The organism is Nostoc sp. (assembly GCF_036917315.1).
Taxonomy (GTDB): Bacteria; Cyanobacteriota; Cyanobacteriia; order Cyanobacteriales; family Nostocaceae; genus Nostoc.
In genome coordinates this window covers 44,341-68,030 of record NZ_JBALDR010000053.1, presented here as the reverse complement: position 1 = coordinate 68,030, position 23,690 = coordinate 44,341, and the positions used below count along the sequence as shown (strand labels likewise).

The window sequence follows — 23,690 nt, the reverse complement described above, 5'->3', positions numbered from 1 at the left end:
ATACAGATAAATTGTTAAGTTGTGCAGACAATTCCTCGGTGACTCCACATTATGAAAAATATTGAGTTGACGCAAGGAAAAATTACAGTTCCAGAAAGGACGACTCTAGAAGAGTTCTTAAAACTTCCATACATTGAAGAGTCACCAGCTTGGGAATATATTAATGGAGAGGCAATTCAGAAACCTATGAGAGGGGCTAAACACAGTTTATTGCAAAAACGTTTAGTTGCAGTAATTGATGCGTTGGGCAGTAACTACGAAGCCTTTCCTGAATTACGCTGTACCTGCGGTAATCGTTCAGTAGTTCCTGATGTGGTTGCGCTCTATACCAATCAAATACCATTGGATGAGAGCGGTGACATTATTAGCAACGGGATTGATTTTGCACCCGCTTGGGTCATCGAAATTCTTTCCCCTGCTCAAAGTCAAACGAAAGTCACTGGCAATATCTTACACTGTTTGAGAAATGGCAGTCAGCTAGGGTGGTTGATCGATCCAAGTGAACGCTGTATTTTAGTTTATCAGCCTAATTCTTTACCAGATTTGTTAGCAGGACAGGATATATTACCAGTGTTAGAAGATTTGAATTTGACGCTCTCTGTTAATGAAGTCTTTGCTTGGTTACAGCGTAAAGTTTGATAGTAACTCGCAATAATCAAAAATCTGCATCTTGTGTGAGTATGACTTACTGTATTTCCTGAATAAACCCTAACTAAACTGTTACAGCAAAGTGAGTTTTTTAACTTAAAATTGTGAATAATCTGAATAGAGGTTTTCTATGAGCATCAGTCTCACACCCGATCAAGAACGCTTTATTCAAACCAAGCTCCAGTCTGGGAAATATCGTTCAGCAGAAGCAGCCCTTGAAATCGCTTTACGGTTGCTTGATGAATATGATCGCGCTGATCCTGAATGGGTCGAAAATGTGCGAGAAAAAATTGATGCGGCGATTTTAGCTTCAGACCAAACGCCTCCTATTGACGGAGAGACATTCGTAAACCAAGTTATAGAGCGGTTTCGATAAGGACATCAGACGCAACCCCTGGGACACTGTGAATTTAGGGTGGTGTTGGGTTAAAAAAGAAACATGAAAATCATTAAACCCATCACCAATTGGTTAGAAACCCGCGCCAGTGCCCCTGCTTATGGCGGTTGGGTGCTAGCATTAACCGCGATTTGTTTTTTTGGAGCAGGTATCAATACGATGGCTGGTTGGCTATATGCTATTAGCGGCATTAGTTTTGCACTTTTGGGTGTAGCAGCCATTTTACCGCCGCGATCGCTCACAGGTCTATCCATCACCCGCCGTCCCATGCGGCCAGTGTCAGCGGGGGACGATCTAACTGTGGAATTAGAAATCTGCAATCAGACACAGCAACCTGTAAGCTTATTACAAGTTGAAGATATACTGCCCTTCGTCTTAGGGAAACCAGTACAAAAGGCAATCGAAACAATTCCTAGCCAAGGTAGTTACCGTTGGGTATATTACCACCCTACCCAGCGCCGGGGTGTTTATCGCTGGCACACAGTCGAACTTGGTTCTGGTGCGCCTTTGGGATTATTCTGGTGTCGTCGTCAGCGTGATTGTGCTGCCACAGCGATCGTTTATCCCACAGTGTTACCTTTGGCTACCTGCCCCTTGGTAGATGAAATGGGGCAAGAAGAGAGCAAAAGGGGCGATCCTCGTGGTAGACCATTGCAGACAGCTACAACCGGGCTGGTGCGATCGCTCCGTCCTTACCGCGTCGGAGATCCTACTCGTCTGATTCACTGGCGAACTAGCGCCCGCTATGGGGAATTAAGGGTGCGGGAATTAGAAATGGTTACAGGTGGACAAGAAATAGTTATTGCCCTTGACAGTGCTAGCAATTGGGAAGAAGAAAACTTTGAACAAGCAGTAATTGCCGCAGCATCGCTGTACTTTTATGCACAGCAACAGCAATTAGAGGTGCAACTCTGGACAGCATCAACAAATTTAATTAAAGGCGATCGCTTTGTTCTAGAAACCTTAGCAGCAACCGCAGCCTTAGAAGATGCCAGTTCAGTAGTTCCTAAAAGCTATCCTTTGATTTGGCTAACTCAAAACCCCCTGAGCCTTGCTACTCTTCCTCAAGGTAGTCGCTGGGTTTTGTGGCCAAATATCTCCTCAGCAGCAGAACCAGAGGTAATTAATTGGGAACACCCTGGTATAGTTTTACAAAGCGATGGTTCACTGCAACCCCAGCTACAAAAAACATTACATTCATAAATCAATTCAAATTTTATAATTTCAAAGACTGCTGACAAGTTCAGCTTCTTTGATTTCTGAGATTTTCTCCGATCCCAGGACAGCAGATATATCAGCCTTTGAGCAAAGGTAAGATAATTTGAGCAGGTAAGGTTGGGGAAATACACCCAGTAATCCCTTAGTGAGGCTGAGGTACAATGCAAAGAAATATTTAAATTATGAACGACATGATCGCATCAGAACATAACACAAAATCCAGCGATAAAAGCCTAGAGGCAATGCGGCATTTTTCCGAACAATACGCCAAGCGTACTGGAACATACTTCTGTTCTGAACCTTCTGTCACCGCAGTCGTGATTGAGGGACTAGCCAAACATAAAGACGACCTGGGTGCGCCTTTATGTCCTTGTCGCCATTACGAAGATAAAGAAGCTGAGATTCACGCCACATATTGGAACTGTCCTTGTGTGCCAATGAGAGAACGCAAAGAGTGCCATTGCATGTTATTTCTCACCCCTGACAACGAGTTTGCTGGAGACAAACAAGAAATCTCTCTGGAAACAATCAAAGAAGTACGAGACAGCATGGGATGAGCGAAATCATCCCCCAAGAGTTTTGGCAAGGCGTAGAACAGTTCAATTCTGGAGAGTTCTACGCTTGTCATGACACTTTAGAGGCTTTGTGGATTGAAGCTGGCGAACCGGAAAAAAGCTTTTATCAAGGCATTCTGCAAATTGCTGTGGCACTGTATCATTTGGAAAATCGGAACTGGCGAGGTGCGGTAATTCTATTGGGAGAAGGCAGCAATCGCCTACGCCGTTACCCATCTAGTTACGGCGGCGTTGACGTAGATGAGCTATTGAGTCAGAGTGCAGCGTTGTTGACGAATTTACAACAAATAGGGCCAGATAAAGTTGCTGCTGGCGATCTGGGTGAAAATCAAGTCTTATCTTTGCCTAGAATTGTGCTAACGACTGATTAGACTTCAGGTGAAATTAATTTGCGTTGCCCGAAATCCTTGGTAGGCAAAATTCATCTAGCTGACGACTTCCCGTACCACTACGTGGAAGCAAGCTACGCGTAGCGTCTTTGTTAAAAGAAGAGTATTGTGCCTACGTCGATTTCACTCAGATGTCAATTACCTGAAACCTTGAGGTTGGGGGTAGCGTCACTATTTCAGCCAGTAGTTATCGGCAATCACTCCAGATTGTATATTTCATATCTGGATAAAGTACTTGAGATAATTAGAATGCAAGCTGAAATCCTAAATCCCCAATTGCTATGATGCCCTGCTATCAATTGCCCATATCCCAGATACGTCGCTTTGGATTAGCTTTAATGCTGCCAGCTGCACTCTTGGGCACTTTTGCCTTCCCTACCCAAGTGCAAACCGCTACTGCACAAACATCTCAGGCAAATCGCCCCCTAACTATCCGCGCTGATGTACAAGAATATGACGCGAAAAATCAAGTAATTACCGCTCGTGGTAATGTGCAAATGTTGTATCCGGCTCGCCAACTTCAGGCAACATCTGCCCAAGCACAGTATTTTAGTAAAGAACGCCGAATTGATTTCAGTGGCAATGTCTATATTTTGCAACAGGGCGGTAACAGTATCCGAGCGGAGAAAGTAACCTATTTAATTGATGAAGGGCGATTTGTGGCTTTACCCCAATCCAACCGTCAGGTAGAGTCCATCTACATGATCGAGGAATCAAACAATAGTGCACAAACCGCGACACCTGCCCCACAAACACCACCTTTGAAGCCTTCTAATTAGCATTTACCACCAAGAAAAGGTGCTTCCAGCGTGAAAATTGTTTTAGAGAATATTCACAAATCTTACGGTAAGCGAGTAATTGTCAATCGTGTCAATCTTTCTGTTGCTCAGGGCGAAATCGTTGGTTTACTAGGCCCCAATGGGGCTGGTAAAACGACGACTTTTTACATTGCCACAGGTTTAGAAAAACCCAATCAAGGAAAAGTTTGGCTGGGTAATGTAGACGTGACGGGAATGCCAATGCATCAAAGGGCACGACTGGGTATTGGCTATCTAGCACAAGAAGCAAGTGTTTTTCGCCAACTCTCGGTAGAGGATAATATTCTGCTGGTGCTAGAGCAAACTCATGTGCCACGATGGGAGTGGTCAATCCGACTTAGAACTTTACTGCGGGAGTTTCGGTTGGAAAAATTAGCTAAAAGTAAAGGAATTCAACTTTCTGGTGGTGAGCGACGACGGACGGAATTAGCAAGGTCTTTAGCTGCTGGACGCGAAGGGCCCAAATTTTTGCTTTTGGATGAACCTTTTGCGGGAGTCGATCCGATCGCAGTCTCAGAAATTCAGCAAATCGTAGCACAATTGCGCGATCGCGGCATGGGAATCTTAATTACAGATCATAATGTCCGCGAAACCCTAGCTATCACCGATCGCGCCTACATCATGCGTGAGGGACAAATCCTCGCTTTTGGCGCTGCTGACGAACTCTACAGCAATCCCCTTGTGCGGCAATATTATTTAGGTGATAATTTTCAAGTCTAAATTAACAATTATTTAGTTAATAATTTCAAAGGATATTTTGATTTTTGATTCTTCAGCATGAATTTATGAATTCATTTTAGTTCTGCTTTCTCCGCTATTGAGAATTAAACTTCGATACTGAATAAATTAGATACACCAGTTTGCAATTAAGTGAGGTAGAGAGGCTAAACTTCAAGACCAGATATAAAGACTATTTTTCTCCTGCCTCCTGCCTCACTTCTCTACGAGAGGCTGCGCCAACGACTACGCTCAGTGAGCACCTGCCTCCTGCTGTATACTTTGCTTTGCCAGGGTTGCCAATATCTAAATTTTCAAGTTGCTTATGATATCAAAGAAGCTCCCGTTTTTTAATAGTCTCTATTCGCTGCTGCCTTTTACGATCATGGATCGCTACCTTGCCAGCGAATTGTTAGCGCCGTTTTTCTTTGGTGTCGGAGCTTTTTCATCAATTGGCGTCACCATTGATGCTGTATTCGATCTCGTCAGAAAAATTGTAGAATCTGGGCTACCCATAGACATTGCTATTCAAGTTTTTTTGTTAAAATTTCCCAATTTTATCGTTTTAGCTTTCCCCATGTCTACGCTGCTGGCTACTTTGATGACCTACAGTCGTCTTTCTAGCGAGAGCGAACTAATTGCTTTGCGTGGTTGTGGCGTAAGTGTCTATCGCATGGTGCTAACTGCTGTGATGTTAAGTCTTGTGGTTACAGGAATGACATTTATCTTTAACGAAGAAATCGCACCAGCAGCAAATTATCAAGCGGCGATGACTTTAGAGAAAGCCCTGAAATCAGACAAGCCAACTTTTAAACAGCAAAATATTTTCTATCCTGAATACCAGGATGTTGTCCAGCCAGATGGCTCTAAGAATCGGATATTGACACGCTTGTTTTACGCCGACCAATTTGATGGTAAGCGGATGAAAGGGTTGACAATTATAGATCGCTCAACAAAAAATCTGAATCAAATTGTGGTATCAGAATCTGCTCAGTGGAATCCTTCTCAAAATGTCTGGGATTTTTACAACGGTACGATCTATTTTGTTGCTGCCGATCGCTCTTATCGCAATATCGTCAAATTTGAACACCAACAACTGCAACTACCGCGCACGCCATTAAGTCTGGCAGAAAAAAGCCGCGATTATGGTGAGATGAATATTTCTGAAGCGCTACAGCAACTAGAAGTGGAAAATCTTGGTGGCGATCGCCAAAAAATTCGTAAACTTGAAGTGCGGATTCAACAAAAAGTCTCTTTGCCCTTTGTATGCGTGGTTTTTGGCTTGGTAGGTGCAGCGATGGGAAGCATACCCCAGCGGACGGGGAGAGGTACAAGCTTTGGGATTAGTGTCGTAGTTATATTTTCGTACTACTTAATTTTCTTTATTAGTGGAGCGATCGCACAAGCAGGTGTCCTCTCTCCCTTTATGGGGGCTTGGTTGCCGAACTTTCTTTTTTTGGGAATAGGTCTATTCTTATTGATGCGAGTTGCCAGACGGTAAATTGAGGGGGATGCGGCAGTACACAAACAATATTAAACATCTGGTGAAATTAAATATGCGTTATCCATAACCCTTGCAGAAACATAGCAGTGGTACGTCTCTACATTTATTTTCACCAGATGTCTATTAGGGAACTCCAAAAAATAAATTATCCAATTTTTGGAATCACAATGACTTTTCTGCTCCCTGCTCCCTGCTCCCTGCTCCCCTGCCCTAAAAGCGATGGGATATTTTTTATTTGGAAGTCCCTTATTCTCCCTCATCCCCCCACTTCAATTACGGGTGATAATTTCGACATTGTGGTGCATCGGGGTTTTCCTTGCAGTATTCTTCAAAAGAAACTTTAGCTGATATCATGCCCTCAGCTTTCTGATGAGCTGCTTCTGCCTGAAGTTCTTCTACCTCATCCCAGGCAGCAGCACAGGGTTTAGAATAAGCACCTTGTTCAGTGCAAATAGCACGAGCTTGCCCAATTGCTTTTTGAATTCTCTCCTCCAGCACTAGCGCTTTTGGCGCTTCCACAAAGTCGCTTTTAGTCAAAATGTCGGTAATCGAGATAATGCCCAACAACTTGCCTTGAATCACAGGTGCGCGATGAATACCAGTATTAGCAAATAACCGCGCTACATATTCCACACCCAAATCAGGATTGACCACAATGCAGGGTTTGCTCATAATTTCGTAAACCCGCACTTGCTTTGGATCTTTCCCGTAGGCTGTTATCTTATAAACAATATCTGTTTCTGTAACAATGCCATAAGCATCATTGTCATAACGACGATCCACAACCAGCGCTCGCAATCCTTTATCCTTCATCAGCCCCACCGCTTCAGCAACAGTTGCCGAACCGCGAATGGTAACTACGTCTTTGGTCATGATATCTTCAGCTTTCATCATTGCTGTAGTCTCCTGGTTAATAGTCCGGTGCAGCACTGCGCCCTCGTGGACGTATCGAAGCGTTGCAGCGCACAGTTGGCTAACTAGAAAGTAAAAAAAGTTGAACTTTTGCCCAGCTACAACAATAAATTAGACCAGTTGTCAACTTATGATGTTATCCAATGTAACCAATGCCCAAAAACTAAGCATAAATTGTGATAATATTTTGCCGATTAACAAATATTTATTTTTTAATTGCCGAAAATTGCCGCATTTTCCAGAAATAGCTAGAAATCCAATTGGTAATAATATGAGCGACAATCGGCACTAACAAGTTGCCCGTGAGCAGGGCGCTATATGCCAATATCATCCCGACAATTGTTGCCCAAATTACATAAGGCCATTGTTGGGAACCGCTAAAATGCAAGATGCCAAAGCAAAGACTGGATACAATTACAGCCGTAAGATCGGAGCCTAAAGCTGGTAGCATCACACCTCTAAATAACAATTCTTCACTCAACCCTGGTAGCAACCCCAGCCAAATTAAATCTGGTAAAGCTAAAGGCTTCAGTACTACTTCTAGGTAATAATCTGCACTTTTACGATAGGCAGTCCACAGGCGGTAAGTTAAGCCACTTAACCCGGTGAGTACAAACCCCAACCCTACACCTAACAGCGCTTCTCTTGGATTCAAGTCCCAAGAAAATAGCGAAAAGTTGCCAAGGTATAACGAAAGTTTAGCGACTATCAACAAAATGATTGCAGTCGCTCCCATCGCCCCAAGTACTTGGATGCGCGTTAGGTATGGAATTTCTGGCTCTTGCTTTTGTTGTTCAATCACGGGTTTTTTAGGGGAGAAGGGCAGGGGGGTAAGGGGAGCAGGGGAGCAGGGGGAGAATAATAAATGACAAATGACAAATGACAAATGACCAATGACCAATGACTAATGACTAATGGACTGCAAAGGTAATAATTTGGGACGGAGAGCGGAGGGATTGATGCCTGCTTTGTGTGCTACCAATACACCCACTGCTTCTAAATATGAGTTTACCTGTATAGATTTGATCCCCAAAGGTTGGGCAGGAACTTTTATCAGAGTTTTATTTTCTTCTACTGTAATTATTTGGCATCGTCTTTGGCTTAAACTCAGTAAGGCACTGCTACCACAGGCAGTTGCAGGTGCGATCGCAGCATCCACTTCATTTACCCAAATATCTCCTTCCTCTGATGCAATCGCTCCTTTATCTATTATAAATTGTGGGGCACGACTTAATCCGACAAGGACGCACGGCAAAAAGGTATAGCCCAATTCTTCGGCGGCGGAACGCGGAGATAAATCAGGTTGTGGAGGTTCGCTCAAAAGGGCGGGAGAATGGGCGCAAGGAATTTGAAAGGTTCGCACTAGCAAATGGCTAATTACGGCTTCTGCACCCGCTAAAGGATCGACACCTTCACCCTGGCGGTATTTTTGCACTGCCTTCTCATCCATATCATCGGGGAAACGGGCAACAACTGCGATCGCTTCTGCCCCCGCTTTTTTAATTAATATCTCAGCTGCCCTTAACAAGCTATCTGGGTTGCCAATTGTTCCCCAACTAGCTCCCGATGCTGTAGTCCGTAATTCTACATTTAATGGTGCATCTGTAATTACATAATCTGTTAAAGTCAATCCCAGAGTAGCTCTGACTGCATCGGCGGCTTGTATATGTCGTAGTCGTAACTCTGGCTCAATAGCTTGGTCTAAAAGCAAACCTACTTTGTTGGTGCGGACTGGACGCAAACCCCAGCATCCAGAGGCGAATTTGTCAAGCCCGTAACCTTCAACATAGAAAGCGTTAGGGAGATTCCAGTACAAACTTGCGCCATTCAGGACATTGGGGTGAGTAATTAGGCGATCGCAAATCTGTGCTATGACTTTGGCAACAGGTAAAGCATCTCCTGCATAACCCCCAATGGCAGCCCCAACGCCAGTTGGTACGATTAAGATAGCGGTATACGGACGATTCATCTTAAGTTAAGAGTGATGAGTGATGAGTTTATGAATCACAGCCATCAAATCCTAACTCTTGTACAGACGCGATTAATCGCGTCTGTCTTAATCGCGTCTATCCTAACTCTGAACTGTCGTGACAACAGCTTCAACTGTAGCTTTTTGTTCGTCAGTATCCACAGAAGTAACTGCCCAGCGCAGAGGTTCGCCTTGTTTCTTTAACTCTGTTTCAATTACTTCTAGTAACTCTGCGGGAGTTTCTTGTAAATCAATTTCTGCGGTAATAAAATGAGTCGTCATTTTGGTAAATCCTGTTGATTTGTAGTTTCTAGAATAGCTGACTTCATCTGCGATGAAATACTTATGTAATTTATCAGATTTGGTAATTTTCGCGAACAGTTATTCAGTTATGAATAATCATCCGATATACTGATAACTGTTCGCTGATTATTTGTCTTTGCCAAATTGTAACTGATAAACTACATCTTCCTTTTCCGTCTGAATTTTCAAATCAGAAAGGGGTTTGGCAACACAAAGCAATACGTAACCTTGCTTTTGCAAATCTGGACTAACGCCCATACCATCAGCTTGATCCACAGTTCCCTCGCTTATTTGACCGGCGCAAGTTGTGCAGACACCTGCATTACAAGAACTCGGCAGTTCCAAACCAGCAGCATCGGCAACTGATAAGATCGTTTCATTTTCAGGAACTTGCAAGGTATGAATTTTGCCTTGGTGATCAATTTCTACGGTGTAAGTTTTGGGCATATACAAAAGAAGGTGATGCTACGGACAAATTTATTAGTTTATCTGAATTAGTTAAAAATATCCAGATGTTACTATAAAAATTTAGGTAAAAGATTGAAAATTATAGCAACTAATTCCGAACATTTTGTAGATTAGTAACATTATTTACTATACAATACACAAATAAATTAGTTAAATTTGCTTACTATAAAATATGCGCGAATATGCGCGTAGGCGTAGCCCGCCGTAGGCATCGCGTTTCTTTATAAACTGTATCTGTAAGTCTGCCTTTTGGCATTGGTTCCAGGTAAAAAAGATGGCGACTGGTTCACCTCAGACGAACTCTTAAATTTTCCTTGCACTGACTTACGCACAATTGACCGCTTATGGGTAAAATACAGCAATGGACACTTAGGCTTCAGCGTCCAGAAGGAAATTTACTTGAGCAAGAGCGTTGGCGGTAAAGCTGACGGCAAGTATTACAAAAAAGCCTGGTAAAAGTTTGGCGATCGCGTAGGATGGAAAGTGGAAAGTAGTTGGATCGAGTACTCATAAGTTACTTTTGATACCTCACTTTTACTGCCAAATCTAACCCTAAAGCATCCAACAAAGAATTTAGACTGTAAAACTCAATTTCGCCTTTTTCTGATAACATCTGGTCAAGTTTATTGTAGAGTTCCTTGACTTGTGCAGAAAGCCGATCAATTCCACCATGCGCTTCTATGACATTTTTCAGCGCCTTACTCAACATTTTCGGATCGCCTTCTTCTAAAACAACTTCGATATAAGCTGCGGCTTCTAGTGGATTTTTTAAGTCTTGAATCAGTTTTTCATGATAACTTGTACTTTTAGGCATCATCTCTACTCCTGTAGTCTTCCCAATATTCCTTTGCTTTGGCAATATCTTTATCTTGAGTGCTTTTATCACCACCACACGTCTACATGAATTGCCCCTACCTAAAAATCTATTTCAACTCAATAATTCCAAAATTTTAGGGGTGGTTATGAAACCACCCCTTTATTCTCCTAATATTTAGAATTTACTTGCAGACCCCTTAATGGGAAGTTAATTTACTCAGAAATGTTAATCGAACTTTCAACTTGAGAAGTAGCCAATGTTGGTGCAGAGAAAATACGCGAGTAGAGACTTGATGGTTGTTGATGAGCAACAACTGGCAGAACTTGACGAGCATGAGCAGCTAGTTCTATTGCCTTTACATCATAAGTCTGCGTTGCCAACTTGGGATAAAACCCGATTCCGATGATTGGTAGCAGCAAACAAGCGGTAATAAATATTTCGCGGGGTTTGACATCAGATATTACAGCATCCAAGTGCAACTCTTTATTTTGCTCACCGTAGAACACTTGACGCAGCATCGACAGTAAATAAATCGGTGTCAAAATCACGCCAACCGCTGACAGCAGCACGACTACAACTTTGAAACTGGAACTGTAAACATCACTGCTGGCGATACCCAGAAATACCATCAACTCACCCACAAAACCACTCATTCCGGGTAAAGCGAGAGAAGCCATTGAACCAATGGTAAACAGAGCAAAGGTTTTGGGCATTACCTTAGCCATACCGCCCATTTTATCCATCATCAAGGTGTGGGTGCGATCGTAAGTCACGCCAGACAGGAAGAACAAGCTAGCAGCAATCAAGCCGTGGGAAACCATCTGTAACACTGCACCACTGATACCCAGCTCTGTGTAAGAGGCAATCCCAATCATCACAAACCCCATGTGGGCAATTGAAGAGTAAGCCAAACGGCGTTTTAGATTGGTTTGAGCAAAGGCACAGCAAGCACCGTAGACAATGTTAACCACACCCAAAATTGCTAACACTGGGGCAAAAGTTACATGGGCATTGGGCAACATTTCCACATTGAAGCGGATAAGAGCATAACCACCCATTTTTAACAACACACCAGCCAAAATCATCGAACCGGGTGCTGATGCTTCACCGTGGGCATCAGGTAGCCAAGTGTGTAAAGGAAAAATTGGTAACTTCACACCGAAGGCAATCAAGAAACCTGCATAAACCAACAATTCTAAGGTTTTGGGATATTCTTTCATTCCTAGAGTCGCCATATCGAAGGTGACGGTATCTCCAGAGAATGCCATTGCAAAACCGGCAATCAAGATAAATATTGATGCAGCAGCGGTGTAAAGAATGAATTTGGTAGCAGCATAACGGCGGTTTTGTCCTCCCCAGATGGAAATCAGCAGGTAAATCGGCACTAACTCGATTTCCCACATCAGGAAGAACAGCAGCAAATCTTGGGCAACAAATACGCCAAGTTGGGCGCTGTACATCGCTAACATCAAACCATAAAATAATCGCGGCTTGGTGGTAACTTTCCAAGCCGCGAATATTGCGAGGGTATTTATTAAGCCTGTCAGAAGCAGTAAGGGCATCGATAAACCGTCAACCCCCACAGCCCAATGCAAACCCAACTGCGGTATCCAAGGATAGTTTTCTACAAGTTGGAGTGTTGAACTCTGGAAGTCGTAGTTATACCAAAAGGCATAAATCATCAGTGCAAAGTCGGCAAAAGCAACTCCCAGACCATACCAACGAACAGTTAGTTCTACCTTCTTTGTCTGGGATTAGGGGAATGGCTAAGGCAGCCACCAAGGGTAAAAGGATTATGGCTGTTAGCCAGGGAAATTCAATAGCATTCATCACTTCTGACAATCAATTTGGCTTATCGCTTTTAATTTCATTCTATTAAGGAATCAATAGTTTTGTAAACATTCTTTAACTCTAGAATATTAAATTTTTGACCTAGATAAGAACATATACTCATTGAATGTCAAATTATCAGGATAAATAAGAATAAATACTTATCTGTTTTTGACGATTCCATTCTAAATGTAAACTTTTGCAACGTCAACTAAAGCCACCGTTACAATACAGTTACATTTCCTGCTTCAGCCCCATTGTCAGGGCTATCTAGTCTATGCTTCTAAGTTGAGTCATAGATTTAACTCCCAACCCCTCTCCGAAGCGGAAAGGGGAGCCAGATTTCTTCCCTTTCCCTTGTAGCGAAGAAGGGGGTTAGGTCTGTTGAGAACAAGCTGTGGAAATACGCATCAGGACTTTATCAAGTTCGTGTCTCACTTCTTCATTTTTGATTCGCAACAAACGCAGTCCCCTAGCTAACAAAACCTTGTCCCGTGCTGCATCATATTCGCCTTGTTGTTCATGAATTTTGCCATCTACTTCTATCACTAATGCAGTTGCGTGACAGTAGAAATCTGCAATAAAGCCATTGATAATCTGCTGACGGCGAAAGTGCAAACCATTCAGGCGATTAGCACGAAGATGTTGCCAAAGAATTTTTTCTTCTGGTGTCATTTGCTGACGAAGTTCTTTGGCACGTTGTACTTTAACTAAGTCTGCTTTGTATCCGATTACAATATTGCGAGTTCCCTCTTTTGTCAGTGGATAGGGTTCTTCGGGTGTTGGATTATTCATTTATAAAGTATTAAATAGGTGTTTAACTTTACATTATGATTGACCTCTCCCCCAGCCCCTCTCCGAAGCGGAGAGGGGAGCCGGATTTCTCCCCCTTCCCTTGTAGGGAAGGGGGTTGGGGGGTTAGGTCTGTGTGCGAAGTGCGAGGATGCGATCGCACTTCACTACCTTCACTTGTCCAAACAAGGACATCAGATAATTTTTAGTATAAATTAAATACATAAGTCTATATAGCTTTTAAACAATACCTCAGCAAAAGCTTACTATCAATTAAGCTTTTTGTCTCATCATAGCTTAAAAAATCAATCTATTTGTCTACCTATTATTACTTAACTTAAACTATGAAAAAGAACGTAGCATTACGTAAAACCGAGCAAGGCTGGAAATTTATTGATGAGTCTGAATTAGAAACTTTTGTTTGGGATAATTTAGAAGAAATATTTGAACTAAAGCCCTTAACTCGCCAATTATCTATAAAAGGAGAAATTTGTGACATCTTAGCAACAGGAGAAAATAATCAACTAGCTATTATTGAACTGAAAAATACAGAAGATAGATATGTGATTAATCAACTTACACGCTATTATGACAATTTATTAGAAGAACAACCTTTAAAACATAATATTAATTATGATGAGCAAATTCGTTTATTAGCAATCTGTCCGAGCTTCCATCGTCATAATTTAATTGATGAAAAGCACAGCAGATTAAATTTTAATTTATTTAATTTTTTTATTGTTTATGAAAATAATGAATTTTATTTTCATTTATCTCAGATTCATAACCAATCAAAAACAAAGATTATAAAAATTAATTATCAAGAAGTTAATTTTCAAAATCAAGAAACCGATAATATTCCTGAGCCACCAAGATTATTATTAGATTGGTTAGGTTCTTTAACAAACACAGAAATAGAAAATTTAACGAAAATTAGACATCAGATATTAACTTTTGATCGTAGGTTAGAAGAAACAGTAGTGAATAAAAGTATTATATATGCAAGTAAATATGGCAAGGAGAAGATAAGACCATGTGCAGAGTTATGTTTTGATAGAAAATCGAAAAAAATACTCTTATTTCTATGGCTAATTATTCCCAACCGCCAAAATAAAACTATTGTCAGAATGCAAATTGATACAATTGCAACGGATGAATACTTAACCTATTGGCGATATATTCCTTTAAAAGAAGGAATTATATCTTGGGAAAAACTATCATATCTTAGTATTGATTATACATTTTATAGCGTTCCAGGAAATTCAAAAAATCTTCTTTATTTCAAAAATTTCAATTCAATGGTTAAGGAACTAGAGCCAGACAATATTACTCATATTAAAGGTGGACAGTTAATCTTTAAAAAATCAGCGAATGATGAGATAATTGTTGATGACATTAAACATATCATTAATCGATCGTTAAAAATATGGCTAGAAAGAATCAGTTAAAATAAGTTGAGTTTTAGGTTGGTTTTAATGCAGTGAAATACAATATTATGTATTTACCTTAAACAAATAAAAATTCATGTAATTCATCTATTGAAACGGGAGATTTATAAATATTACTTTCAGACTCATAAACAATTTCAAAAGATTCAATTGCTTCTTTCAGTTTTTTAATTGCATCTTCTTGACTATTTCCCTGCCCGACAATGCCGTTTTTTAAACATAAAGCAACCCAATAGCCAGATTTTTTTTGTGAGTACAACAGTATAAAAATTCATTCCTTCCTCCAACTTAATAAGTATTCTTTAACGTTTCTTCTAATGTAAATGGAGATTCTTTAGGAAAGAAACTTAATTTAATCCCTGTTTCATCAGATGCTTTGAGACGAGCTTTTTGATAACAATTTTCAAATACTTCTGCAAGTAGAGGTTGCAAACTGGGACTATCTTCTAATAATGTTTCAATACAGATACGTTGTTCAGAAATGGTACTACGCCAACTTTCACTACGTTTTTCTGGTTGATATTGCCATTTCAGCAAGTGCATTAATAGCACAATTAATCGATTTTTTAACTCGCGTTTTTCACTTCTCCCCATGCTTTCAATTTCTTCAACTAAATTAGATATATCTATTTCATTAAAATTATTTTGTTTTAAATTATGGGCAATTGTTTGTGTCCACAAGTAAAAGTCTTGCTCATATAGATTTTTTTCGTTTATAAAAGATGGATTAGTCATTAATATTCCTCTGGGAAATGCTAAAAATTAGGTGGGCATAACACCATTGGTGTCAATTTAAGCTCAAACGCTTATTCCACATGTGTTTTACCCCCCTTAGTCCCCCCTTATAAAGGGGGGAAACAAGAAAATCCAGTTCCCTCTCCTTTATAAGGGGAGGGTTAGGGTGGGGTAACGCAGATCGTGATGGGAAGCGCGTTTTGACAAGGGTTTCACGTTAAGTTGACACCAATGGCATAACACCCACCTAATTAAACTATACTAACAAAGCCTGCTCCTCTTTAGAAATCACTCGCCCTTCATCCTCAAAACCGACGATTTGATCGAAGTTCAAATACCGATACAAATCATCGGCAAAAGGCTCAATTCTACTCGCCACAATATCCAAGTATTCCTGCACTGTCGGAAGGCGTCCCAGCAGCGCACAAACTGCGGCTAATTCTGCTGAACCAAGATAGACTCGCGCATCTTTACCCATGCGATTATTGAAGTTGCGGGTAGAGGTAGAAAACACTGTTGTGCCATCAGCAACTCGCGCCTGATTTCCCATGCATAAGCTGCATCCTGGCATTTCTGTACGCGCACCCGCAGCCCCAAAAACGCTGTATACACCTTCTTCTTTTAATTGGTGTTCATCCATGCGGGTTGGTGGTGAAATCCACAGGCGAGTTTTAACTTCACCTGCACCTTCCAAAACTTTCGCTGTTGCCCGATAATGACCAATATTCGTCATACAAGAACCGACGAATACTTCTTGCACTGGATCGTTAGCAACTTCAGATAATAACTTAACATTATCGGGGTCATTGGGAGCAGCAACAATTGGTTCTTTGATTTCGTTTAAATCAATTTCAATTATTTCGGCATACTCCGCATCGGCATCGCCTTCTAATAACACGGGATTTGCTAACCATTCTTCCATCTTTGCCACACGGCGCAGCATGGTACGCGCATCTTGATAGCCCCGTGCGATCATATTTTTCAACAGCGCTACGTTAGAACGCAGATATTCAGAAACTGTCTCTACACTCAGCTTAATTGTACATCCGGCACAAGAACGTTCGGCACTAGCATCGGTGAGTTCAAAGGCTTGTTCAACTTTTAAATCTGGCAAACCTTCTATTTCCAGAATTCGCCCGGAGAAGATATTTTTCTTGTTCTGCTTCTCTGCTGTCAGCAAACCTTTTTGAATTGCCACGTAAGGTATGGCATTCACGACATCGCGCAGGGTGATACCTGGTTGCAATTCACCTTTAAATCTTACCAAAACTGACTCTGGCATATCTAAAGGCATGACACCCAAGGCGGCTGCAAAAGCGACTAATCCAGAACCGGCGGGGAAAGAAATACCCAAGGGGAAGCGGGTGTGAGAGTCGCCGCCAGTTCCCACAGTGTCAGGTAGCAGCATCCGATTTAACCAAGAGTGGATGATACCATCACCGGGACGGAGGGCGACACCGCCACGAGAGGCAAAGAAGTCGGGGAGTTCGTGATGGGTTTTGATGTCTACTGGTTTGGGATAAGCTGCTGTGTGGCAAAAACTTTGGATTACTAAGTCTGCACTGAAACCAAGACAAGCGAGTTCTTTTAATTCATCGCGGGTCATGGGGCCTGTGGTATCTTGAGAACCAACGGTGGTGATGATGGGTTCGCAAGATGTGCCGGGACGCACACCAGGTAATCCGCAAGCTTTACCTACCATTTTCTGTGCTAGGCTGTAGCCTTTGCCTGTATCAAAGGCTTGCTGGGGACGGGTGAAAACTTTGCTGGGTTCTAAACCAAGTGCAAGACGAGTTTTATCGGTGAGGGTACGGCCGATAAGTAGGGGGATGCGTCCACCTGCGCGGACTTCATCGAGGATGGTGTCAGGTTTGAGGGCAAAGGTGGAAATGACTTCGCCTGCTTCGTTTGTGATTTCGCCTTTGTAGGGATGGATGGTAATTACCATGCCTGTTTCGAGTTGGGTGACATCGCACTGAATAGGCAAAGCACCGGCATCTTCTGCTGTGTTAAAAAAGATTGGCGCGATCGCACCACCTAAAACATAACCCCCAGCGCGTTTGTTTGGCACAAAAGGTATATCATTTCCCATGTGCCACAATACTGAGTTGATGGCAGATTTACGCGAGGAACCTGTACCAACTACATCCCCCACGTAAGCTACAGGATGCCCTTTTTTCTTCAATTCGGCAATGGTTTGTAAACTTCCCGGTTGCCGTGACTCTAGCATCACTAAGGCGTGTAAGGGAATATCCGGGCGAGTTGTGGCGCTTTGGGCAGGGGATAAGTCGTCGGTATTGGTTTCGCCAGGAACTTTAAAAACGGTGACAGTAATCGCTTCTGGAACTGTGGGGCGCATGGTAAACCATTCAGCTTCCGCCCAAGAGTCAATCACTAGCTTGGCGAAAGGATTAGTTTTAGATAACTCTAAAACATCGTGGTAAGCGTCATACACCAAAAGAATTTTGCTTAAGGCGTTGGCGGCGTAAGCGGCGATGGGTTCCTTTCCTTGTCCGCCCATTACCAGAGGTGTTTCGGATGAGTCGGAGACGGATACAGTGGGCAATTGCAGCAAATCGATTAAGGATTGCACATTGTAACCACCGATCATTGTGCCCAGCAATTGCACCGCTTCTATGGGCGCAATCAACGGACTGGTGATTTCCTTTTTGGCGATCGCGGTGAGAAATCCAGCTTTGACATAAGCTGCTGGATCGACACCAGGAGAAACGCGATCGCTCAATAAATGTAATAATATCTCCTCTTGACCCTTTGGCGGATTTTTCAGTAATTCACATAATTCTGAGGTTTGCTTCGCATCCAATGGTAAAGGAGGAACACCGAGTGCTGCTCTTTCAGCAACGTGTTTACGATATTGTTCTAGCATTTTTATGTTCTCCATTGGGATGTTCTATCTTTAATTATGAAATATTTTTAGTCAATACTTAGCTATAAGACTTTAGCTTACTTTTATGATGAAAGCCTTACTGGTAATCGGTTATTAGCAACTTTTTTATACTGAAAGTTTGGAAAGTATGAGGCGAATTCTATGGAATTCGCCTCTACACAAACAAAGTCCACCTCCGTGGACTAAGAGTAAATCAAGGATTTTTAACCCACGGAAGTGGGTTCCGTCTGTATAGCCGCGACTTCTAGCCGTAAGGTGTAGTAATAATAAATTAGATTGATTGTTGGTTTAGCCAAGTTTCTAAATCAGCAACACTAGAAAAGTCTAGCAATGCTTCTCCTAAATTCTCTAATTGTTCAATGGATAAACCTTGAATTCGCTCAATTAATGATGCATCAATTTTACCAATACAGCAATTTAGTTGACGTATAACTAAACGTTGTTCTCCTTGTTTCTTTCCTTCTTGTACAGCTTGCGCTCTGTCTCTTTGATAAAGTGGTTCTAGTCGCATAATTAACTCTTTATCAATCGAAATGAATTAGATTGATTGTTGGTTTAACCAACTTTCTAAATCAGCAACACTAGAAAAGTCTAGTAATGCTTCTCCTAAATTCTCTAATTGTTCAAGCGATAAGCCTTGAATTCGCTCGATTAATGACGTATCAATCTCACCAATACGGCGATTTAGTAGACGCAGTATTAAGTCTTGTTTTCCTTCTTGCCTGCCCTCTTGCCTGCCCTCTTGTCTTCCCTCTTCTTTGGCTTGTTCTCTGTCTCTTTGATAAAGTGGTTCTAATCGCATAATTAACTCCCTATCATCTGCTTCTAACTCTTGATTTACTCTCAAGTTTTCGCGCAAGTTGTAAACTAATTCAAGAGTTGCTTTTTGGTATGGATGATCTAATGGTAACGCTTGCAACTCGATAATCGCTTGTGACTGCACGCTTCCCCTACCTAAAAGCCTCAACCATAATGTCTCTGGTGTTTGGGGTAGTTGGTGTATTGCTACAATTGCTGTTCGCAAGGCATCTGCCAGAAAATATACTCCTGATAACCAACCTGCTTTTTGCATAGTTCCAAAGCTAGATAATCTAGTTTCAGATATGGTTGGTGTAAGAACCCACAATTTGGGAATTTCTGAGTCCTGAAGTTTGGTTTTATTGGCTTTAGCTTCTCGTCGTAAGAGAGCCTTGATTTCTAATAATTTGAGAATACAGTCGCAGATTTCATCGGTAGAAGCTGGATTGCGGTATGGTTCTATAATTGCAGGCTGTTGGGCAAATCTCCCTAACAAACCCAATATTTGTAAATTAGAGTTTTGCTGTTTATCGGGAGTGAATAAAACATCTATTTCTTTAATCTCTCCTGATACTTTTTCTGATGCCTTGACTTCTCCGTAATCTTTTAGTAGTTCTTCTAGATAGTCTTTGGCGAATTTATCATGGATAAACCTGGTCATTCAATTTTAAGATTTCGCAAGTTCTGGGTTAATGCAAAGTCTTATTATATAGCAGTCCTGAATCATTTGTGATGAAATAGATCCCCGACTTCTTTGATAAGCCGGGGATCTGCTGGACACTTTTGATTTTCACAGATACCATTCTAAAAAAGTTAAAAGCAGATTTTATAAGCCTTTTGACTTTTAACACTTCGACTCCGCTTAGTGTTAACTTTTGACTTTTTACTTTCGCTTTGCGCTACTAGGCGGTTATTGCATTTTCATCTGATGTTTTATCTGTGTTAGCTTTCAAGCGTGTCAATCTGCTTTTACGGATACGTTCGCTGTCTCTAACGCCACCTGCAAGTTCATATTCATTGCTGTTTTTGCCGTACTTGAAACCAACCCCCATCAGCATTTTGTCTGAAACCTGACTTAAGGTTTTTTCCATCTCATCTAGCTTTTTTCTAGAAGAGTCAATCATAGCTATAGCAGCGTTATACTCATCAAGCATATTGTGAAAATTGTCTATTAATTGAGTCAGATTTTGCAAGTTGTAAGTATCATCAAAATTGATCTTTGGATCGATAGCTTTCAGTCCGGCAACTCTAAATTCAGCTTTTTCTAAAATCCGGGAACTACGTTTTCTTCGAGTCATAATTTTACACTTTTAAAAGCTTTACAGAGCTATTTTCTCTCAATTAACCTGGATTCTGGTTCAGCAAAAAACACATTTTTCGTAGTAAAAGTTTTTATTGATACCCGTGATTTTTCGGAATTTAATCATCAAAGGTTGATTTTCGGCCAAATAATATGATGTTTAAGCAATAGACAATAGGGCACAGCAATGCTCATTGGTGTCAACTTAAGCCAAAACTCTTTTAAAATCTCGTTTCCAGCTTCTGCCTGGAAATGCTACTCCTGGCCGCTCTGCTACCACTCAAGAGGTGAAACCTCAACGACGGGCATTCTTAGTCTGAGGCTGGGAACGAGATAACAAGATAATCTGCTAAAAGCTTTTTCTAGACTGGTTTTAAGCTTAAGTTGGCACTAATGAGCAATGCTGTGCCCCTACAAATAGTCTGTATTCTATGTCAACAGCGATCGCTCTAACTTTAAGCCTTAATGTTGTAACTTTAAGGCTTTATGTTTTAGCTCTAAGGCTTAATGTTGTAACCTTAAGGCTTTATGTTCTAGCTCTAAGGCTTAATGTTGTAACCTTAAGGCTTTATGTTTTAGCTCTAAGGCTTTATGCTGTAACCTTAAGAGTCAACCTCATAACATTGATGACTAAAGTTTGTTGGTGATAGCCTTAGTACTGACAAAGTTTAAGTTTTAATAAGTACTATATTTCCTCACAAGTTCCTCAGATTCTTTTTGTAACTTCAAGATAGAGACACTCAACTATTGCATTAATTAGCTTGAGGGTTTACAGCCTTCTTGCGTTGGGGTCTTTCGGCAAAAGCTAGACTACCTCTTTTTTTAGCAAAGGTATTGAGGCTTAATTCTACTTTTGCATCTACAGGAGAGTTCTCTCATGGATTTTACAGAAAAAGTGCCATTTTTTAATCTCAAGACTTTAGGCTATTACAGGTGAATCCTACGTAGGTGATGCTATACCTACACTAAGTTAATTCCTGCCACAGTTAAAAACGATTTAGTTTCTAAATAAAGTAAACCTTCTAGACATTTATCCTGCACTAGTTAAATAGTTGGGGGAGATGCATTTTGACTGCATTTTCCATGAAAAAACAACTTTAACAACATAGGTACAATCAATATGAACTTTAAACAATTTGGTGTATTACTGTCTCTATCTACAATTCTTGGAATGAATGTGCTTACGACCAAGGTTTTGGCTGGAGATTCGCCTAGTATTACTTTTGGAGATGCACTCGGTTCTGGTGGATGTAGTGTTGCCGATCAGCTTCCTGGAGATGATGGTAGAAGCTTATCGATCGTCTTGGATAACTTTAGTGCATTCAATGGTCAGCGTCAAAAATGTATTTTACGCGTTCAAACTTTTATTCCAAGTGGTTTCATCGTCCAAGATGTACAAGTACTGTACCAAGGAACTACTGATATTGATAGCAAGAGTAAAGGTACCAGCTTAAGCAGAACTTATAGCTTTAGTGGTGGTGCTCTTGGTCAAGCCGTAGCTCCCCCCAAAACTACCAAGTTTACATCTAGTAAGGCATTTGCCGAGCAAGATGAGATTACTGTTCTAGCTGCTACAGGTTTATGTAGTGGTGGTGGGCAAGGACTATTAGGTATTAATATGATTGCACAATCCTCACGAGCAAGTTCTATTTTCGTTGATACAGCCGATATCAATGCTGGGGATGTAAGGCTTTATTTTGACCTAAGACGTTGCTAGTACTTGCTTTTAGCGATTCTACGGATAGATGGTGATACACCGAACCAAATTCCAAATTTGGTGGTCTTCAATGAGTGATGGATCTAAATCCCCCACTCATTGAATCTACCGAATGTATTCTTCTTTAATATTACAAATTTCTGTTGACGGAGAGGAAGTTATGTTGAGATTAAGTGATGCACGTAATTTTTTCATGTTAATATGCTTGTTTTTTTTCTATTGTTATGATGGCAATTCATCTAGTACTGCTGCTGCAATAGACAACCAGCCAAATTTTTTGGTTAGTAGGAGATGTAATATAAGTTTCGATCCGCAAATAAATCAGTTTACACTTCGCTCTCCGATAACTGTAAATGCACAATTGCCAAGGGCTAGATGTATCGTTAGAATTGATACCTCTAATACCCAAAAGCAATTTAGGCTCGTGCCTTTAGCTGTAAAAGGTGTAGTAAAGAAATCACCAGCACGAGTAGCTATCACATCATTTTTACTTGGCAATAAACCAACTCCATATCAAATGATCTATGGAAGTGCTATGAATTTTGATTTGACTAATCAAATACCTCCAACTAACTATACAACTACAGGAAAAAGTGTTTTAGGCGTTAATTTAGTATTAATGACGAACGGAGGAGAATTAGAGTTGACAGAAATGAAGTTTGCACTTCAACAACAATAAAATTTGGTTTTAGCGCTCCTTCAGGAGAAAGATGAAGAACAGTAATATGTTGGGGTGGTGCGATCGCGGCTACTAATTAAGAATGCTGCAAGATATCTGTTTTTTACGCGACTTCTCCAGCCCGAAAAATCTGTTCAGCAGTTAAATTCAACTCTGGGAAAGCTGGCGACTGAATACGGTCATTTCCCCGAAATTGCTTAACTTGATACTCACCTTCAATTAATTGGTAAATCGAGATAGTTGGTTGTTTAGGATTGCCAATAAACCGCCTACCGCCTAAACCTAGATAATCTACAATCCAATATTCAAGAATGCCCAGAGACTCGTAATCTTCAAGCTTCAAAGCATAATCATCGCTCCAGTTGGTGGAAACAACTTCTACAACCAACTTGACGGAACTACCCTGCATAATGATAGATTCTTTTTTCCAGCGTGGTTCGTTGCTGAGAGCTTGTCTATCAAGAACAATGACATCTGGTTCATAACCTGAATCAGTATTAAGTGACTTGATGACGCATTCTTTAGGGATAAACCAAGGGATGGACAAACGGGTGATTTCAATAAACAAAGAACCATTTATAAACCCAGCTATCTCTGAGTGCTTGCCTCTTGGCTTAGGCATTTCAACAATTACCCCATCATGTAGTTCATAACGCCTGTCTGAAGATTCGGGATACCAGACGATAAATTCATCAAATGTTACTTGTTTGGTTAAGGCTTGAGTCATACTTTGCCCTCTTGCTTGATG

The 23,690-nt window shown here is 41.1% G+C and carries 25 protein-coding genes and 2 pseudogenes; 12 read left to right on the top strand and 15 right to left on the bottom strand.

Going from position 1 to position 23,690, the window contains the following annotated elements; translation table 11 throughout:
- The first annotated feature begins 51 nt into the window (after positions 1–51).
- From V7K84_RS26110 to V7K84_RS26075, 8 genes are all read left to right on the top strand, one after another.
- Positions 52–639: a Uma2 family endonuclease gene (locus V7K84_RS26110; RefSeq protein ID WP_334842390.1), complete on the top strand. Its 588-nt coding sequence runs from the start codon at positions 52–54 to the stop codon at positions 637–639.
- 139 nt (positions 640–778) lie between these two features.
- Positions 779–1,024, top strand: a complete 246-nt coding sequence (locus V7K84_RS26105; protein WP_334842387.1) for a ribbon-helix-helix domain-containing protein — start codon at positions 779–781, stop codon at positions 1,022–1,024.
- A 63-nt stretch (positions 1,025–1,087) separates the two neighbouring features.
- Positions 1,088–2,248, top strand: a complete 1,161-nt coding sequence (locus V7K84_RS26100; RefSeq protein WP_334842385.1) for a DUF58 domain-containing protein — start codon at positions 1,088–1,090, stop codon at positions 2,246–2,248.
- Between the two features lie 206 nt (positions 2,249–2,454).
- On the top strand, positions 2,455–2,820 hold the full coding sequence (locus tag V7K84_RS26095) for a ferredoxin thioredoxin reductase catalytic beta subunit (protein WP_099100573.1): 366 nt from the start codon (positions 2,455–2,457) through the stop codon (positions 2,818–2,820).
- On the top strand, positions 2,817–3,209 hold the full coding sequence (locus V7K84_RS26090; protein WP_334842383.1) for a DUF309 domain-containing protein: 393 nt from the start codon (positions 2,817–2,819) through the stop codon (positions 3,207–3,209). The genes V7K84_RS26095 and V7K84_RS26090 overlap by 4 nt, the downstream gene beginning before the upstream one ends.
- Positions 3,210–3,508: 299 nt before the next feature.
- The gene (locus V7K84_RS26085) at positions 3,509–4,006 is read left to right on the top strand and encodes an LptA/OstA family protein (RefSeq protein ID WP_334842381.1); all 498 of its coding nucleotides are present in this window, start codon (positions 3,509–3,511) and stop codon (positions 4,004–4,006) included.
- 30 nt (positions 4,007–4,036) lie between these two features.
- Positions 4,037–4,765, top strand: coding sequence for an LPS export ABC transporter ATP-binding protein (gene lptB / locus V7K84_RS26080; RefSeq protein WP_094351303.1), 729 nt, complete (start codon positions 4,037–4,039; stop codon positions 4,763–4,765).
- A gap of 382 nt (positions 4,766–5,147) precedes the next feature.
- Positions 5,148–6,263, top strand: coding sequence for an LptF/LptG family permease (locus tag V7K84_RS26075; protein ID WP_334842379.1), 1,116 nt, complete (start codon positions 5,148–5,150; stop codon positions 6,261–6,263).
- 276 nt (positions 6,264–6,539) lie between these two features.
- Here the strand turns inward: V7K84_RS26075 and V7K84_RS26070 are convergent, their stop codons facing one another.
- The 5 genes from V7K84_RS26070 to V7K84_RS26050 form a co-directional block, all read right to left on the bottom strand.
- The gene (locus V7K84_RS26070) at positions 6,540–7,160 is read right to left on the bottom strand and encodes a CP12 domain-containing protein (protein WP_334842377.1); all 621 of its coding nucleotides are present in this window, start codon (positions 7,158–7,160) and stop codon (positions 6,540–6,542) included.
- A 223-nt stretch (positions 7,161–7,383) separates the two neighbouring features.
- Positions 7,384–7,980, bottom strand: coding sequence for a CPBP family intramembrane glutamic endopeptidase (locus V7K84_RS26065; RefSeq protein ID WP_334842375.1), 597 nt, complete (start codon positions 7,978–7,980; stop codon positions 7,384–7,386).
- A 102-nt stretch (positions 7,981–8,082) separates the two neighbouring features.
- Positions 8,083–9,147, bottom strand: a complete 1,065-nt coding sequence (locus V7K84_RS26060; RefSeq protein ID WP_334842373.1) for a DUF3326 domain-containing protein — start codon at positions 9,145–9,147, stop codon at positions 8,083–8,085.
- A gap of 102 nt (positions 9,148–9,249) precedes the next feature.
- Complete coding sequence (locus tag V7K84_RS26055; protein ID WP_181931291.1) at positions 9,250–9,429, bottom strand: hypothetical protein; 180 nt, start codon at positions 9,427–9,429, stop codon at positions 9,250–9,252.
- Between the two features lie 147 nt (positions 9,430–9,576).
- On the bottom strand, positions 9,577–9,897 hold the full coding sequence (locus V7K84_RS26050) for a 2Fe-2S iron-sulfur cluster-binding protein (RefSeq protein WP_334842369.1): 321 nt from the start codon (positions 9,895–9,897) through the stop codon (positions 9,577–9,579).
- Positions 9,898–10,182: 285 nt separating this feature from the next.
- Between V7K84_RS26050 and V7K84_RS26045 the strand changes: the two are divergent.
- Positions 10,183–10,371 (top strand): annotated as a pseudogene (locus tag V7K84_RS26045) (GUN4 domain-containing protein); the annotation flags it as partial.
- Positions 10,372–10,432: 61 nt separating this feature from the next.
- On the opposite strand, the gene V7K84_RS26040 reads toward V7K84_RS26045, so the two are convergent.
- From V7K84_RS26040 to V7K84_RS26030, 3 genes and pseudogenes are all read right to left on the bottom strand, one after another.
- Positions 10,433–10,732 carry a helix-turn-helix domain-containing transcriptional regulator gene (locus tag V7K84_RS26040; RefSeq protein WP_334842445.1) on the bottom strand — a complete coding sequence of 100 codons (300 nt, stop codon included), beginning with the start codon at positions 10,730–10,732 and terminating at the stop codon, positions 10,433–10,435.
- 215 nt (positions 10,733–10,947) lie between these two features.
- A pseudogene (locus tag V7K84_RS26035) lies at positions 10,948–12,565 on the bottom strand (NAD(P)H-quinone oxidoreductase subunit 4).
- Positions 12,566–12,940: 375 nt separating this feature from the next.
- The gene (locus V7K84_RS26030; RefSeq protein ID WP_334842367.1) at positions 12,941–13,360 is read right to left on the bottom strand and encodes an endonuclease domain-containing protein; all 420 of its coding nucleotides are present in this window, start codon (positions 13,358–13,360) and stop codon (positions 12,941–12,943) included.
- A 341-nt stretch (positions 13,361–13,701) separates the two neighbouring features.
- Between V7K84_RS26030 and V7K84_RS26025 the strand changes: the two genes are divergently transcribed.
- Positions 13,702–14,805 (top strand): endonuclease NucS domain-containing protein, encoded by a 1,104-nt coding sequence (locus tag V7K84_RS26025; RefSeq protein WP_334842364.1) that lies wholly within the window; start codon positions 13,702–13,704, stop codon positions 14,803–14,805.
- Positions 14,806–14,863: 58 nt separating this feature from the next.
- Here V7K84_RS26025 and V7K84_RS26020 read toward each other — a convergent pair whose 3' ends face one another.
- From V7K84_RS26020 to V7K84_RS25995, 6 genes are all read right to left on the bottom strand, one after another.
- The gene (locus V7K84_RS26020; RefSeq protein ID WP_334842362.1) at positions 14,864–15,064 is read right to left on the bottom strand and encodes a type II toxin-antitoxin system HicB family antitoxin; all 201 of its coding nucleotides are present in this window, start codon (positions 15,062–15,064) and stop codon (positions 14,864–14,866) included.
- 29 nt (positions 15,065–15,093) lie between these two features.
- Entirely contained in the window at positions 15,094–15,540 is a 447-nt protein-coding gene (locus tag V7K84_RS26015) for a DUF29 domain-containing protein (protein ID WP_334842359.1), read from the bottom strand.
- A gap of 256 nt (positions 15,541–15,796) precedes the next feature.
- Positions 15,797–18,427, bottom strand: coding sequence for a bifunctional aconitate hydratase 2/2-methylisocitrate dehydratase (gene acnB / locus V7K84_RS26010; RefSeq protein WP_334842443.1), 2,631 nt, complete (start codon positions 18,425–18,427; stop codon positions 15,797–15,799).
- A 292-nt stretch (positions 18,428–18,719) separates the two neighbouring features.
- The gene (locus V7K84_RS26005; protein ID WP_334842358.1) at positions 18,720–18,959 is read right to left on the bottom strand and encodes a DUF4351 domain-containing protein; all 240 of its coding nucleotides are present in this window, start codon (positions 18,957–18,959) and stop codon (positions 18,720–18,722) included.
- Between the two features lie 27 nt (positions 18,960–18,986).
- Positions 18,987–19,907 carry a DUF4351 domain-containing protein gene (locus tag V7K84_RS26000; protein ID WP_334842357.1) on the bottom strand — a complete coding sequence of 307 codons (921 nt, stop codon included), beginning with the start codon at positions 19,905–19,907 and terminating at the stop codon, positions 18,987–18,989.
- A 241-nt stretch (positions 19,908–20,148) separates the two neighbouring features.
- On the bottom strand, positions 20,149–20,544 hold the full coding sequence (locus V7K84_RS25995; protein WP_334842355.1) for a hypothetical protein: 396 nt from the start codon (positions 20,542–20,544) through the stop codon (positions 20,149–20,151).
- A gap of 1,122 nt (positions 20,545–21,666) precedes the next feature.
- Between V7K84_RS25995 and V7K84_RS25990 the strand changes: the two genes are divergently transcribed.
- The gene (locus tag V7K84_RS25990) at positions 21,667–22,263 is read left to right on the top strand and encodes a DUF4360 domain-containing protein (RefSeq protein ID WP_334842353.1); all 597 of its coding nucleotides are present in this window, start codon (positions 21,667–21,669) and stop codon (positions 22,261–22,263) included.
- A 112-nt stretch (positions 22,264–22,375) separates the two neighbouring features.
- Entirely contained in the window at positions 22,376–22,942 is a 567-nt protein-coding gene (locus V7K84_RS25985; RefSeq protein ID WP_334842352.1) for a hypothetical protein, read from the top strand.
- A 103-nt stretch (positions 22,943–23,045) separates the two neighbouring features.
- Here the strand turns inward: V7K84_RS25985 and V7K84_RS25980 are convergent, their stop codons facing one another.
- The gene (locus tag V7K84_RS25980) at positions 23,046–23,669 is read right to left on the bottom strand and encodes a Uma2 family endonuclease (RefSeq protein WP_334842351.1); all 624 of its coding nucleotides are present in this window, start codon (positions 23,667–23,669) and stop codon (positions 23,046–23,048) included.
- Positions 23,670–23,690 lie beyond the last annotated feature (21 nt).